The organism is Rahnella perminowiae, assembly GCF_019049695.1.
Classification (GTDB): domain Bacteria; phylum Pseudomonadota; class Gammaproteobacteria; order Enterobacterales; family Enterobacteriaceae; genus Rahnella; species Rahnella perminowiae.
Genome location: NZ_JAFMOT010000179.1, coordinates 93,712 through 107,798, shown reverse-complemented (window position 1 = coordinate 107,798; position 14,087 = coordinate 93,712). Strand labels below are relative to the sequence as shown.

The 14,087-nt window shown below is 49.7% G+C and carries 12 protein-coding genes; 8 read left to right on the top strand and 4 right to left on the bottom strand.

From position 1 onward, the window contains the following. Positions 1-98: 98 nt before the first annotated feature. From clpX to bolA, 4 genes are all read right to left on the bottom strand, one after another. On the bottom strand, positions 99-1,373 hold the full coding sequence (clpX, locus tag J1781_RS14935) for an ATP-dependent protease ATP-binding subunit ClpX (RefSeq protein ID WP_095924953.1): 1,275 nt from the start codon (positions 1,371-1,373) through the stop codon (positions 99-101). A 208-nt stretch (positions 1,374-1,581) separates the two neighbouring features. Next, positions 1,582-2,205: an ATP-dependent Clp endopeptidase proteolytic subunit ClpP gene (clpP, locus tag J1781_RS14930; protein ID WP_013576640.1), complete on the bottom strand. Its 624-nt coding sequence runs from the start codon at positions 2,203-2,205 to the stop codon at positions 1,582-1,584. A gap of 414 nt (positions 2,206-2,619) precedes the next feature. After that, positions 2,620-3,924 (bottom strand): trigger factor, encoded by a 1,305-nt coding sequence (gene tig, locus J1781_RS14925; protein ID WP_129952838.1) that lies wholly within the window; start codon positions 3,922-3,924, stop codon positions 2,620-2,622. A 432-nt stretch (positions 3,925-4,356) separates the two neighbouring features. Continuing rightward, on the bottom strand, positions 4,357-4,671 hold the full coding sequence (gene bolA, locus J1781_RS14920) for a transcriptional regulator BolA (RefSeq protein WP_112151718.1): 315 nt from the start codon (positions 4,669-4,671) through the stop codon (positions 4,357-4,359). Positions 4,672-4,999: 328 nt separating this feature from the next. Between bolA and J1781_RS14915 the strand changes: the two genes are divergently transcribed. The 8 genes from J1781_RS14915 to J1781_RS14880 all read left to right on the top strand — a co-directional run bounded on the left by J1781_RS14915 (position 5,000) and on the right by J1781_RS14880 (position 13,967). Continuing rightward, the gene (locus J1781_RS14915; RefSeq protein ID WP_217233810.1) at positions 5,000-5,578 is read left to right on the top strand and encodes a lipoprotein; all 579 of its coding nucleotides are present in this window, start codon (positions 5,000-5,002) and stop codon (positions 5,576-5,578) included. Between the two features lie 148 nt (positions 5,579-5,726). Then, on the top strand, positions 5,727-7,205 hold the full coding sequence (gene ampG, locus J1781_RS14910; RefSeq protein WP_217233809.1) for a muropeptide MFS transporter AmpG: 1,479 nt from the start codon (positions 5,727-5,729) through the stop codon (positions 7,203-7,205). A gap of 431 nt (positions 7,206-7,636) precedes the next feature. Beyond that, a complete protein-coding gene (cyoA, locus tag J1781_RS14905; RefSeq protein ID WP_129952841.1) occupies positions 7,637-8,596 on the top strand; it encodes a cytochrome o ubiquinol oxidase subunit II in 960 nt (319 codons plus the stop codon). A 3-nt stretch (positions 8,597-8,599) separates the two neighbouring features. Continuing rightward, positions 8,600-10,591 (top strand): cytochrome o ubiquinol oxidase subunit I, encoded by a 1,992-nt coding sequence (gene cyoB, locus J1781_RS14900; protein WP_013576646.1) that lies wholly within the window; start codon positions 8,600-8,602, stop codon positions 10,589-10,591. Then, on the top strand, positions 10,581-11,195 hold the full coding sequence (locus tag J1781_RS14895; protein WP_013576647.1) for a cytochrome o ubiquinol oxidase subunit III: 615 nt from the start codon (positions 10,581-10,583) through the stop codon (positions 11,193-11,195). Before cyoB ends, J1781_RS14895 begins: the two co-directional genes overlap by 11 nt. After that, positions 11,195-11,527, top strand: a complete 333-nt coding sequence (locus J1781_RS14890; protein WP_013576648.1) for a cytochrome o ubiquinol oxidase subunit IV — start codon at positions 11,195-11,197, stop codon at positions 11,525-11,527. Before J1781_RS14895 ends, J1781_RS14890 begins: the two co-directional genes overlap by 1 nt. A gap of 18 nt (positions 11,528-11,545) precedes the next feature. Beyond that, positions 11,546-12,430, top strand: coding sequence for a heme o synthase (gene cyoE, locus J1781_RS14885; protein WP_129952842.1), 885 nt, complete (start codon positions 11,546-11,548; stop codon positions 12,428-12,430). Positions 12,431-12,602: 172 nt separating this feature from the next. Continuing rightward, positions 12,603-13,967 carry an MFS transporter gene (locus tag J1781_RS14880; RefSeq protein WP_129952843.1) on the top strand — a complete coding sequence of 455 codons (1,365 nt, stop codon included), beginning with the start codon at positions 12,603-12,605 and terminating at the stop codon, positions 13,965-13,967. Positions 13,968-14,087 lie beyond the last annotated feature (120 nt).

Here is a 14,087-nt window from a genome sequence, read left to right as displayed (position 1 = left end):
GGGATGAATGTCCGACATTCAACGATAAGAATGTGCGAAAAAAAAATGGGGGACAAAATCCCCCATTTCGTGGCTAACTCTCTGGATAGATTGGCTAATTATTCGCCAGATGCCTGTTGTGCTTCTGGTTTGCCATAAATCATCAGAGGTTCTGACTGACCCGCAATCACGGATTCATCAATAACCACTTTCTCGACATCTTCGAGAGATGGCAGATCATACATAGTATCCAGCAATGCAGCTTCCACAATGGAACGCAGACCGCGGGCCCCGGTTTTACGGACCATGGCTTTTTTCGCGATCGCCGTCAGTGCTTCGTCCCGGAATTCCAGTTCAACGCCTTCCAGATTGAACAATGCCTGATATTGCTTAGTCAGCGCATTTTTCGGCTCTTTCAGAATCTGAATCAGAGCTTCTTCATTCAGCTCACTCAGGGTCGCCACCACGGGCAGACGGCCAATGAACTCTGGGATCAGACCAAATTTGATCAAATCTTCAGGTTCTGCCTGAGCCAGTAACTGACCTTCCGTCGCTTTCTGCTCTTTGCCTTTCACTTCGGCACCGAAACCGATACCGGTATTGGTATTGATACGCTGTCCGATGACTTTATCCAGGCCGGCAAAAGCACCGCCACAGATAAACAGAATTTTCGAGGTATCAACCTGCAGGAATTCCTGCTGTGGATGCTTGCGTCCGCCTTGCGGTGGAACGGCAGCCACCGTGCCTTCAATCAGTTTCAACAGCGCCTGCTGAACACCTTCACCGGACACGTCACGCGTGATCGATGGGTTGTCCGATTTGCGGGAAATCTTGTCGATTTCATCGATATAAACAATACCGCGTTGCGCTTTCTGAACATCGTAATCGCATTTCTGTAGCAGTTTCTGAATGATATTTTCGACGTCTTCCCCCACATAACCGGCTTCGGTCAGGGTGGTCGCATCGGCCATCGTAAATGGCACATCCAGGAAACGTGCCAGGGTTTCAGCCAGCAGCGTTTTACCACTACCGGTCGGCCCGATCAGCAGAATGTTGCTCTTACCTAATTCGATACCGTTGCTGGTATCGCCATTACGCAGGCGCTTGTAGTGATTATAGACCGCCACTGCCAGCACTTTTTTCGCAGGTTCCTGGCCGATAACATAATCGTCAAGGTGCTGACGGATTTCATGCGGCGTCGGTAGTGCACTGCGTTCACGGTGTGGCGCGACTTCTTTGATCTCTTCGCGAATAATGTCATTACATAAATCGACACATTCATCGCAGATATACACTGACGGCCCGGCAATCAGCTTACGAACTTCATGCTGGCTTTTGCCGCAAAAAGAGCAGTACAGCAGCTTTCCTGAACCGTCTTTGCGCTTATCTGTCATCAGTAAACCTCTTCTCTGGTATCAGTCCCGCAGCGTAACAATAACACCACGACACCACTATATTACACAACAGCCGCATGTTTGTTTGGCTGATGTCTGTTCATTCCTGTTATGACTCATTTCAGCAGAGCTTTAGTGGCTAAAGCTCTGCCGTTGAGACGACCGTATGAGTATAACTATAGACCATCAGCCCGGCAGAAATAAGCCGTCAGGCGCGATGGGTAAATACGGAGTCTACTAACCCGTACTGTACAGCCTCATCAGCGGACAGGAAACGATCACGCTCAGTGTCACGCTCTATTTCTTCAAGAGATTTTCCCGTATGTTTCGCCATCAGTTCATTCATACGAGATTTCACTTTCAGGATTTCTTTAGCGTGGATTTCGATATCTGTCGCCTGACCCTGGAAACCACCCAGTGGCTGGTGGATCATTACCCGTGAGTTTGGCAGGCAAAAACGTTTGCCTTCAGCCCCGGCGGTCAGCAGGAATGCACCCATTGAACATGCTTGTCCCATACAAATCGTGCTGACATCTGGTTTGATAAACTGCATGGTGTCATAAATCGACATACCGGCAGTGATCACGCCACCCGGTGAGTTGATATACAAATAAATGTCTTTTTCCGGGCTTTCTGCTTCCAGGAATAGCATCTGGGCAACAATCAGGTTAGCCATATGGTCTTCGACCTGGCCGGTCAGGAAGATAATACGTTCCTTAAGCAGACGGGAGAAGATGTCGTATGAACGCTCGCCCCGTGAAGTTTGCTCAACCACCATGGGTACCAACGCCATGTTTGGTGCAAATTGCTCTCTTTCACCACTGTATGACATAACCGTCTCCTAATAGATTCTGTTTGGCGCTATTTAACATCAATTCTACTTGAGATAGGCACACATGACTATGCTCAAGCGGCCAAGTCGCCATTTACACGCCTGACGGTGTTTATCAGTCAGATTTTAAGTACAAATTTACCTGGGTTAGTTCTTATCAATGGGGGAAATTGCCCCCTTTTTCAAGCCTGCAGGGACATTTCTTTTTTTGATGCGCCCCAGGCTCCGTAAAAAACCATCCTGAGGGGGGCGGTCAACGGTTTCTACGTCGGCTGTGCCTTATATTGATAAATATAGTGCAAAAACAACAGTCAAAAACAAAAATACCTGATTTTCAGGAAATAAAAAGCCCGCAGTAAAAACTGCGGGCTTTGGAAGCAAACCTGTAAACAGGTTCAGCAATGTGCATTAAAATTATGCAGGTTGAGTCTGGTTCATCAGCTCAGTAAAAGTCGTGGCCTTTTCGGTCACTTTCGCTTTAGACAACAGAGTTTCGACCGCTTGTTCTTCCAGCGCGACGTTACGCATGTTGTTCATCAGCTCTTTATTTTTGCTGTAGAACTCAACCACTTCTTGTGGATCTTCGTACGCTGATGCCATTTCTTCGATCAGCGCTTTAACGCGATCTTCATCAGCTTTCAGTTCATGCTGGCTGATGACTTCGCCCAGCAGCAAACCGACAACGACACGACGCTTAGCTTGCTCTTCGAACAATTCGCGTGGCAGTTCCAGCGCTTGTTTTTCGTTGCCGCCAAAACGTTGTGCAGCCTGACGACGCAGAACATCCACTTCGCCGTCGATCAATGCAGATGGCACGTCGATTTCGTTAGCGCTGACCAGACCGTCAATTGCCTGAGTTTTGATGCGGTTACGAACAGCACCTTTCAGCTCGCGTTCCATGTTTTTACGCACTTCAGCGCGCAGACCTTCTACAGAACCATCAGCCACGCCGAAACGTTTGATGAATTCTGGCGTCAGCTCTGGCAGCTCACGTTGTTCAACTTTCTTCAGGGTAATAGCAAACTTAGCCGCTTTACCTTTCAGGTTTTCAGCGTGGTAATCTTCCGGGAAGTTCACGTCAATAGTGAATTCTTCACCGGCTTTGTGACCAACCAGACCGTCTTCGAAGCCTGGGATCATGCGGCCCTGGCCCATAGCCAGTACGAAATCAGAAGCTTTACCGCCTTCGAATTCTTCACCGTCAATAGAACCGGAGAAATCAACAGTTACGCGGTCTTCAGCAGTGGCAGCAGCATCAGTTTCTTTCCAGTCCGCTTGTTGCTTACGCAGAGTTTCCAGCATGGTGTCAACATCAGCGTCGTTAACTTCAACAACCGGTTTTTCAACTTCGATGTTTTCCAGATCTTTCAGCTCAACTTCCGGGTACACTTCAAATTCTACGGAGAAGTTGAAGTCTTCACCCTGCTTGTACTCACCCGGGATATAGTTAGGTGCGCCAGCTGGATTGATTTTTTCTTTGATGATCGCATCAACGAAATTGCGTTGCATCAGATCACCCAGTACGTCCTGACGTACTGACGCGCCGTAACGCTGTTCGATGATATGGCTGGGTACTTTGCCTTTACGGAAGCCGTCAATACGTACTTTTTTAGAGACGTTGATCAGTTCACTGCTCACTGCTTTTTCAATGCTTTCAGCAGGAACAGTAATCGTTACGCGGCGCCCAAGGCCTTGAGTGGTTTCAACAGAAACTTGCATCTTGTTACCTCAAAAAAAAATCACAGTGCTCGGTCAACTCCAGAAGTCGTTCTCAAGATGAGCGCAAACTTACCTTGAAAACGACTTCTAAGAACCGGGACAGTTCTGTATCAGAACGTAGCCCTGTATTCGAGAGCGTCCGAAACCATTCCGGAAAAATTAGACGCGACATTATAGCGGCGCATACGCATTGAGTCGAGGACGGTCTCTGATGCGCGGGAGGGAAACTCACACGGGACTCGATCCTTCGAAAAATGCGGTCATTCAGAGGCACAAACCTCTTGCCGTCAGTCCGTCAGAAGAAAAACAAAAACGGCCCGCAGGCCGTTTCTTGAAATTCGCACCTACTAATACCGCATCTGACAAGGAAAGTTCCAGTTTTACCGTGTCAAAAGCCGATATTTATGCCTTTTGTGAATCAGATCGCCACTGTCAGGCCATTGTGCCCGCACCACGACATGGCGGTGAAGCCGGTACCGTATCCTGTAAGCCTTCCCATTCTTTCAAGGTATATGTGTGCAAAGCCAGCGCATGTACACTGCCTGCCAGCTCCTCGGTTAATTTCCCGTAGATGGCTCGATGGCGCGCCAGGAAACGCTCCCCGATAAACTTATCGGACACCATGACCACTTTAAAATGGCTCTCAGAGCCTGCCGGGACATTATGACGATAGCTTTCGTCAGTCACTTCCAGAAACGCAGGTTCGAATGCTTCAACTAATTTTGCTTCTATTTGCTCACGAATCATAGCAATCTCCTTAAACCGCATCAGCAGAGAACTGCGCCTGTCTGGTACCCCTATCCTTTTATAATGATAGGCGGCTTTCCAGATTCTATGCACACCAGAAGAATAAATTTCTGCTGCGGATTGATAAAAATGCCGCTCAGTCTGTCAAATAAAGTGCCGCTTAGCCATGGATGACGTCAGCCGTTCGCCGCTTTACTGTGACTTTGCTGAAAAAAAACGCGAAAAACACATTTTTCCGGATTGTTGGGACTTCCCCCGGCAAATGGCAATGTTATGATGTCGGCAAATTTTTGAGCACTATTCCCTTATTAATATTGAGAAAATACACATGCTAAAGAAAATTATTTTCCCTGTTCTGGCGCTCTTTATGCTGGCGGGTTGCGCTACCAGCACTAACACGCTGGATGTTTCCCCGAAAATTGTTCTGCCTTCCCAGGATCCTACCCTGCAGGGGATTACTATCAGCATTAATGGTGCTGACCAGCGCCAGGATCAGGCACTGGCGAAAGTGAACCGCGATGGTCAGCTGATTTCCCTGATCCCGTCACGTGATCTTCGCTTCCTGCTGCAGGAATCTCTGGAGAAGCAAATGACTGCCCGGGGCTACATGGTCGGTGCTGACGGTGCCGTTGATCTGCAAATTGTGGTGAACAAACTGTATGCTGACGTTCAGGAAGGGAACCTGCGTTATAACATCACCACCAAAGCCGATATTTCTATCATCGCGACAGCGAAAAACGGCAGCAAGCAGGTAAAAAACTACCGCTCGACGTATAACGTTCAGGGTGCACTGTCTGCGACTAACGCAAAAATCACCAATGCCGTTAACACCACACTAGGCGATGTCATCAGTGACATGGCGTCAGATACCAGCATCAGCGACTTCATCAAAGCAAACGCCCGTTAAGTTCAGCTGAAGTTTACATGATGAATTCTGCCCGGCTCGTCCGGGCAGAATGCTTTTTACAGCCAGCGATTATCTTTCCTGAAATGTATCCCTTCCTTTATTATGCATGTGCGCCACTCTCTCAACGGTTCGCAGGAACACAATTTTCATGATCAGTCAGTACTTTAAAATTTTCACGCAACGCAATACGGTCATTTTATTGCTTCTGGGCTTCGCTTCCGGTTTACCCCTGGCGCTGACGTCCGGCACATTGCAAGCGTGGATGACGGTCGAAAATGTCGACCTGAAAACCATCGGTATTTTTTCGCTGGTAGGTCAGGCCTACGTGTTTAAATTCTTATGGTCGCCGATGATGGATCGCTATACCCCCTCTTTTCTCGGGCGCAGACGAGGATGGCTGATCCTGACGCAGTTGCTGTTGGTCGTGGCGATTTTCGCGATGGGATTTATGGATCCCTCAAAAGACTTATTCTGGCTGGCTGCGCTGGCCGTACTGATCGCCTTCGCCTCGGCGTCGCAGGACATCGTTTTCGACGCGTATAAAACCGATGTACTGCCACCGGAAGAACGCGGAAATGGTGCCGCCGTGTCGGTCCTGGGTTACCGTCTGGCGATGCTGGTCTCAGGGGGACTGGCGTTATGGCTGGCTGACCGGTATCTCGGCTGGCAGCATATGTACTGGCTGATGGCGGGTCTGATGCTGATAGGCGTTCTCGCTACCCTGTTAGCACCGGAACCTCAAAACGCCCAACCCGCGCCTCGCAGTATTGAGATGGCTGTTATCTCCCCGCTTAAAGATTTTTTCGGCCGCAACAATGCCTGGCTGATTTTGCTGCTCATCGTCATGTACAAAATGGGCGATGCCTTTGCAGGTAGCCTGAGTACAACATTTTTAATCCGTGGCGTTGGCTTTGATGCCGGGGAGGTCGGGCTGGTAAATAAAACGCTCGGGCTGATGGCAACGATTATCGGCGCCTTATTTGGCGGAATGTTAATGCAGCGTCTGAGCGTGTTCCGCGCACTCATGTTGTTCGGGATTTTACAGGCTGTTTCCAACGCCGGTTACTGGATCCTGGCCATTACCGATAAAGATTTAACCACCATGGGCGCGGCGATTTTCTTTGAGAACCTGTGTGGCGGTATGGGGACAGCTGCGTTCGTGGCGTTGCTCATGACACTGTGTAATCGGTCATTCTCTGCCACCCAGTTTGCGCTGCTTTCAGCATTGTCTGCCGTGGGACGCGTATATGTCGGGCCGATTGCCGGATGGTTCGTTGAAGCTTACGGCTGGCCTTGGTTTTATCTTTTCTCGATTGTGGCCGCTATACCCGGCTTGTTACTGCTTGCAGTTTGCCGGCAGACTCTTGAATACACTCAAAAAACAGAGGCTTTCCTGCCACGCATTCACTTCGCCGTCCCGTACCGCTGGGCGTTACGTTGCATGCTGACGGGCAGCGTGTTATTGGTACTCTGGCTGCTCACGCTGATAATCGACAGTGCCGGATGGGCATCCTGGCACAGTCTGGCGACAATCCTGTTACAAGCGGGTGCCATCATTTGCCTGACTGGCGTTATTTTAGGCAGCCTGCTCGATTTTTTATCTCTGCGCCGTACTGCACGTGCCTGATTTACCGCCATTCATTCGAAATGAATGGCGTATTTCATTTAACAAATTATCTCTACATATGAGGCAATAAATTAAATCCAGAAAAAATAATATTTTCAGGGATAATTTTCTTTCGTGCTTTTTGTGCTTTTATTTCACCTGCTGTCTACATTAATTTAACATTAATTAAACCTACCGATGCGATATCGCACGGCAATTATAATGTCAAAATCTGTCACTCCTTGTTTTTCATCACTATAGAAAAAAATCCATACGCAACATATTGTTGCCGACTGTAAATTGTCACGTTCCGTGACATGTGTGACTGCGTTAACATAAAGTGTCAACAGCGCTTTGACACTTGTTTAAGCGTGTTTACAGTCCTGCAACCTTCCCGTAAAATGCCCGCACACCTGAAGCGACAATAGAGCCCTAGTTATTGAGGTCGTTAGATGAGACTTAAGAAATACAATAAAAGTATTGGGATGTTGTCCTTATTTGCCTCCGCAGTAATGTTGAGCGGTTGCAATACGGCATTGATGGATCCCAAGGGAGCAATTGGACTTGAGCAGAGAACGCTGATTTTAACCGCTATCGGTTTAATGCTGATCGTTGTTATACCAGTTATTATCATGGCGTTTGCCTTTGCCTGGAAGTATCGCGCTTCCAATACAAAAGCAAAATACAGTCCTGATTGGTCCCACTCCAACAAAATTGAAGCCGTCGTCTGGACAGTTCCAATTATTATCATTGCCATCCTGGCAACGATTACCTGGAAAACCACCCACTCGCTTGATCCGTTCAAGCCAATTGTGACTGACCAAAAACCGATGACGGTTGAAGTCGTTTCTCTGGACTGGAAATGGTTGTTCATTTATCCAGAACAGGGCATCGCGACCGTTAACGAACTGGTTATTCCTAAAGATGTGCCTGTTCAGTTCAAAGTCACTTCAGACTCTGTGATGAACTCGTTCTTCATTCCTCAGTTAGGCGGGCAGATTTATGCGATGGCCGGTATGCAAACTCAGCTGCATTTGATTGCAAATGAAGCGGGTACGTATAAAGGCATTTCAGCAAGCTTCAGCGGCCGCGGCTTCTCAGGTATGAAGTTCAACACAATTGCGACTCCAACCCGTGCCGATTTCGACACCTGGGTAGCGAAAGTGAAAAGTGCACCGAATCAGCTGGCGACAACTGATGACTTCAACAAACTGGCTGTACAGAGCATCGACAACCCGGTCGAATACTTCTCTGTTGCAAAACCTGGTTTGTTTAAAGAAATCATTGGCAAATACTCCATGCATGACATGAAGGCAGCGCCGGAAGGTCATACCATGCCAATACCTGCAGGCGCTGACATGAAAGGCATGGATATGGGTGGACAGTCTCACGCAGCCGGAGCCGAGGAATAAAAGATGTTCGGAAAATTAACGCTTGATTCGGTTCCGTATCATGAACCGATTATCATGGTCACAGTTGCCGCAATTATTATCGGTGGTCTGGCAGTCGTTGCCGGCATCACCTATTTCGGTAAGTGGAAGTATCTGTGGACCGAGTGGCTGACCTCCGTCGACCACAAAAAATTAGGTATCATGTATATCATTCTGGCCTTCGTCATGCTTTTGCGTGGTTTTGCCGATGCCATCATGATGCGTAGCCAGCAGGTCCTTGCCTCTGCGGGCGAGCCGGGCTTCCTCCCCCCTCATCACTACGACCAAATCTTTACCGCGCACGGCGTGATCATGATTTTCTTCATGGCGATGCCTTTCGTAATCGGTCTGATGAACGTGGTTGTTCCTTTGCAAATCGGTGCGCGCGACGTTGCGTTCCCGTTCCTGAACAACGTGAGCTTCTGGTTTACCGCCGCGGCTGTTGTGCTGATCAACATCTCTCTGGGTGTGGGTGAGTTCGCACAGACCGGCTGGTTAGCTTATCCGCCACTGTCAGGTAAGGAATACAGTCCGGGGGTCGGGGTAGATTACTGGATCTGGAGTCTCCAGATATCCGGTGTCGGTACCTTGCTGACCGGTGTTAACTTCTTTGCGACCATCCTGAAGATGCGCGCACCGGGTATGCCGCTGATGAAAATGCCGGTATTTACCTGGGCCGCACTGTGCACCAACGTGTTGATTATCGTGTCCTTCCCGATTCTGACCGTGACTGTTGCACTGCTGACTTTAGACCGTTATCTGGGCACCCATTTCTTCACGAATGATATGGGCGGCAACATGATGATGTACATCAACCTGATTTGGGCCTGGGGCCATCCGGAAGTGTACATTTTGGTTCTGCCAGTATTCGGTGTGTTCTCGGAAGTGACCGCGACCTTCTCCAAAAAACGTCTGTTCGGTTACACCTCGCTGGTATGGGCAACCATCGCCATCACCGTGTTGTCGTTCATCGTTTGGCTGCACCACTTCTTCACCATGGGTTCAGGCGCTAACGTCAATGCCTTCTTCGGCATCATGACGATGATCATTTCTATCCCGACCGGGGTAAAAATCTTCAACTGGCTGTTCACCATGTATCAGGGCCGTATCACGCTTAACGCGGCGATGTTGTGGACTGTTGGCTTCATCATCACCTTCTCTGTAGGTGGTATGACCGGCGTTCTGCTGGCGGTTCCGGGTGCTGACTTCGTGCTGCACAACAGCCTGTTCCTGATTGCCCACTTCCATAACGTTATTATCGGTGGTGTGGTCTTCGGTTGCTTCGCAGGTCTGACTTACTGGTTCCCTAAATCCTTCGGCTTCACGCTGAACGAAAAATGGGGTGTGCGTTCATTCTGGTTCTGGATCATCGGCTTCTTCGTTGCATTCATGCCATTGTACGTACTGGGCTTCATGGGCATGACCCGTCGTGTCAGCCAGAACATCGACCCTGAGTTCCACCCGCTGCTGGTTGTTGCGGCATGCGGTGCTGCACTGATTGCCTGCGGTATCCTCTGCCAGCTGATCATGATCTTCGTTTCCGTTCGCGACCGCGACCAGAACCGTGATCTGACCGGCGACCCGTGGGGCGCACGTACTCTGGAGTGGTCAACATCTTCTCCTCCTCCGTTCTACAACTTCGCCATCGTGCCGCAAATTCACGACCGCGATGAGTTCTGGGACATGAAAGAGAAAGGTACCGCTTACAAGCAGCCTGCTAAATATGAACCGATTCATATGCCACGTAACAGCGGCGCCGGTTTCATCATCGCTATGCTGAGTCTGGTTTGTGGTTTCGCCTTAATCTGGGATATCTGGTGGCTGGCTGCAGTGAGCTTCATTGCCCTGGCTGCGACCTGGATTGCGAAAAGCTTCGACGAAGATGTTGATTACTACGTGCCAGTTGAAGAAGTGGAACGTATTGAAAACCAACATTATGAACAAATCCGTAAAGCAGGTGTGAAACATGGCAACTGATACTCTGACTCACCACGATGAGGCCCATGCTGAGCATGGGCACCACGATGCAGGTGCAACCAAAGTCTTCGGCTTCTGGATCTACCTGATGAGTGACTGCATTTTGTTTGCGAGCCTGTTCGCGACATATGCAGTGCTGGTAAACGGGACCGCTGGCGGTCCCTCTGGTAAAGACATTTTTGAACTGCCGTTCGTGCTGGTAGAAACCTTCTGCCTGCTGTTCAGTAGTATCACTTACGGCTTTGCCATGCTGGGCATGAACAAAGGCAACAAAGCCGCTGTTAACGGCTGGTTGTTCCTGACATTCCTGTTCGGTTTAGGCTTCATCGGGATGGAACTCTATGAATTCCATCACCTGATTGCTGAAGGCTATGGCCCGCAACGCAGTGGTTTCCTGTCTGGCTTCTTTGCACTGGTCGCCACCCACGGTCTGCACGTGACCTGTGGTCTGATTTGGATCCTGACGATGATGGTTCAGGTTTCACGTCGCGGTCTGACGGAAGTTAACAAAACCCGTCTGATGTGTCTGAGCCTGTTCTGGCACTTCCTTGACGTGGTGTGGATCTGCGTGTTTACCGTTGTTTATCTGATGGGAGCGATGTAATGAGTCATTCTGCTACTTCCCATGGTGGCGCAAGCCACGGCAGCCTGAAGTCATACGCTATTGGCTTCATCTTGTCGGTTATCCTGACGGTGATCCCGTTTGCCATGGTCATGACCGACACGGCATCACATTCACTGATTCTGGGTACCGTGGTTGCTTCCGCCATCATCCAGATCGTTGTCCATTTAGTGTTCTTCCTGCACATGAATACGTCGTCGGAAGAGCGCTGGAACCTGGTGGCGCTTCTGTTCACCGCTGTGATTATCTTTATCGTTGTTGTGGGCTCATTGTGGATTATGTATAACCTCAACCTCAATATGATGGTCAGTTAAAGAGCCGAGCTGCACGTGATGATTAAGCAATACCTGCAAGTAACGAAACCAGGAATTATTTTCGGCAACTTAATTTCTGTCATCGGGGGATTTCTCCTTGCTGCCAAAGGCAGCATCGACTTCCCACTCTTTCTCGCCACACTGGTCGGTGTTTCGCTGGTGGTCGCATCGGGTTGTGTATTTAACAACTTTATCGACCGCGACATCGACCGGATCATGGAAAGAACGAAGAACCGGGTCCTGGTGAAAGGGCTTATTCCGCCGAAAACAAGCCTGGTTTACGCGACCATTCTGGGTATTGCGGGCTTTGCGTTGTTGTATATCGGAGCAAATCCGCTGGCGATGTGGCTGGCAGTGATGGGCTTTGTGGTTTATGTCGGCATTTACAGCCTGTACATGAAACGCAACTCGGTATACGGCACGTTGATCGGCAGCTTATCTGGCGCAGCGCCACCGGTTATCGGTTATTGTGCCGTTTCAGGCCAGTTCGATACCGGTGCCCTGATCCTGCTTCTGATTTTCAGCCTGTGGCAGATGCCGCATTCGTACGCGATTGCCATCTTCCGCTTCAAGGATTATCAGGCTGCGGGCATCCCGGTGCTGCCAGTGGTGAAAGGCATTTCTGTCGCCAAGCATCATATTATCGTCTATATTTTGGCCTTTATGATTGCGACACTGATGCTGACCCTGAGCGGTTATGCAGGTTATAAATACCTGATCGTCGCCGCCGCTGTGAGTATCTGGTGGCTGGGTATGGCACTGAAGGGTTACAAAACGGAAAACGATGTGCTGTGGGCGAGGAAGCTGTTTGGTTTCTCCATCATCACTATCATGTCGCTGAGCTTCATGATGTCCGTGGATTTTAATTCTGCCCCGACATCATTGCTGACGTACGTTTGGTAACGCACACGTTCAGTGTAACCCGCTGAAATCACAGCTAAAGGCCAGTAGCAATACTGGCCTTTTCTTTTGCTCACTCTGACGGGCAAATTTCGTAATATCTGCTAAAGATCCATCGTTTTACCCAAGCCGGCTTAATCATTAAAATGTCGGATTGTTATTTTGAGGTAGTAATGTGAACGATAACCAGATGACCCCGCAGGAAAGTCGGGCTACATGGGGACTAGGGACAGTATTTTCTTTGCGCATGCTCGGCATGTTCATGGTGCTGCCGGTGCTGACCACTTATGGCATGAAACTGTCCGGCGCCAGCGAAACACTGATCGGCATCGCCATCGGTATTTACGGACTGGCACAAGCTGTTTTCCAAATCCCGTTTGGCCTGCTTTCTGACCGTGTTGGCCGCAAACCACTGATCGTCTTTGGTCTGGTCATCTTCTGTATCGGCAGCATTGTGGCTGCTTCCACCGAATCTATCTGGGGCGTGATCATAGGTCGTGCCTTGCAAGGCTCTGGCGCAATTGCAGCTGCCGTGATGGCCCTGCTTTCTGACCTGACCCGCGAGCAAAACCGTACCAAAGCGATGGCGTTTATCGGCATCAGTTTCGGTATTACCTTTGCGATTGCAATGGTTCTCGGCCCGATCATCACCCACGCCTGGGGCTTACACGCCTTGTTCTGGGCGATCGCGGCGCTGACCATTCTCGGTATCATCATCACCGTGGCCGTGGTGCCCTCCCCTGCCACGCACATCCTGAACCGTGAATCGAGCATGGTGAAAGGCAGCTTCGGTAAAGTGCTGAGTAACGCTAAATTGCTGAAGCTGAACTTTGGCATCCTGTGTCTTCACGTGTTACTGATGTCGAGTTTCGTGGTGTTGCCGCAAGTGATGGAACATGCAGGTTTCCCGCCGAGTGAACACTGGCGGGTGTATCTGATCACCATGCTGACATCTTTCGTTGCCGTCATTCCGGTGATCGTTTACGCCGAGAAAAAGCGCCACATGAAACAGGTATTCATGGGTTGCGTGATGGTGTTGCTGCTGGCTGAAATCGTGCTGTGGGCTGCTGGCCTGCATTTATGGGCAGTCATCGCCGGTATCCAGTTGTTCTTCCTGGCCTTCAACGTGATGGAGGCGATTTTACCCTCGCTAATCAGTAAAGAATCTCCCGCAGGCTATAAAGGCACGGCAATGGGGCTTTACTCCACCAGCCAGTTCATCGGGGTAGCAATTGGTGGCAGCTTAGGCGGTTATGTTTACGGACACGCCGGTGCCGGTACAGTATTCCTGGTATGTGCGGCAATTGCCGTCGTCTGGTTGCTGGTTAGCTCTACTATGACTGAACCGCCGTATGTCAGTAGCCTGCGTATCACCTTATCTGAACTGGCAGTGAAAGATTCCGCCTTGCAGGCGCGGATCCTTGCACAGCCAGGTGTGGCTGAAGCCGTTGTCGTACCGGAAGAATTCAGTGCCTATGTGAAAGTGGATACCAAACAGACTAACCGTAAAGCGCTCGAACAACTGGTCAGCGCGGCCTGATTGCCCTCCTGACAAAAACACGCTGTGCTGGCAAACTGGCACAGCGTTTCACTTTTATCTCTGCCGCGTGACTCCCCTCACTTAAAAAACCTCAGTAATCATTATCCTCAGGAATTCCTT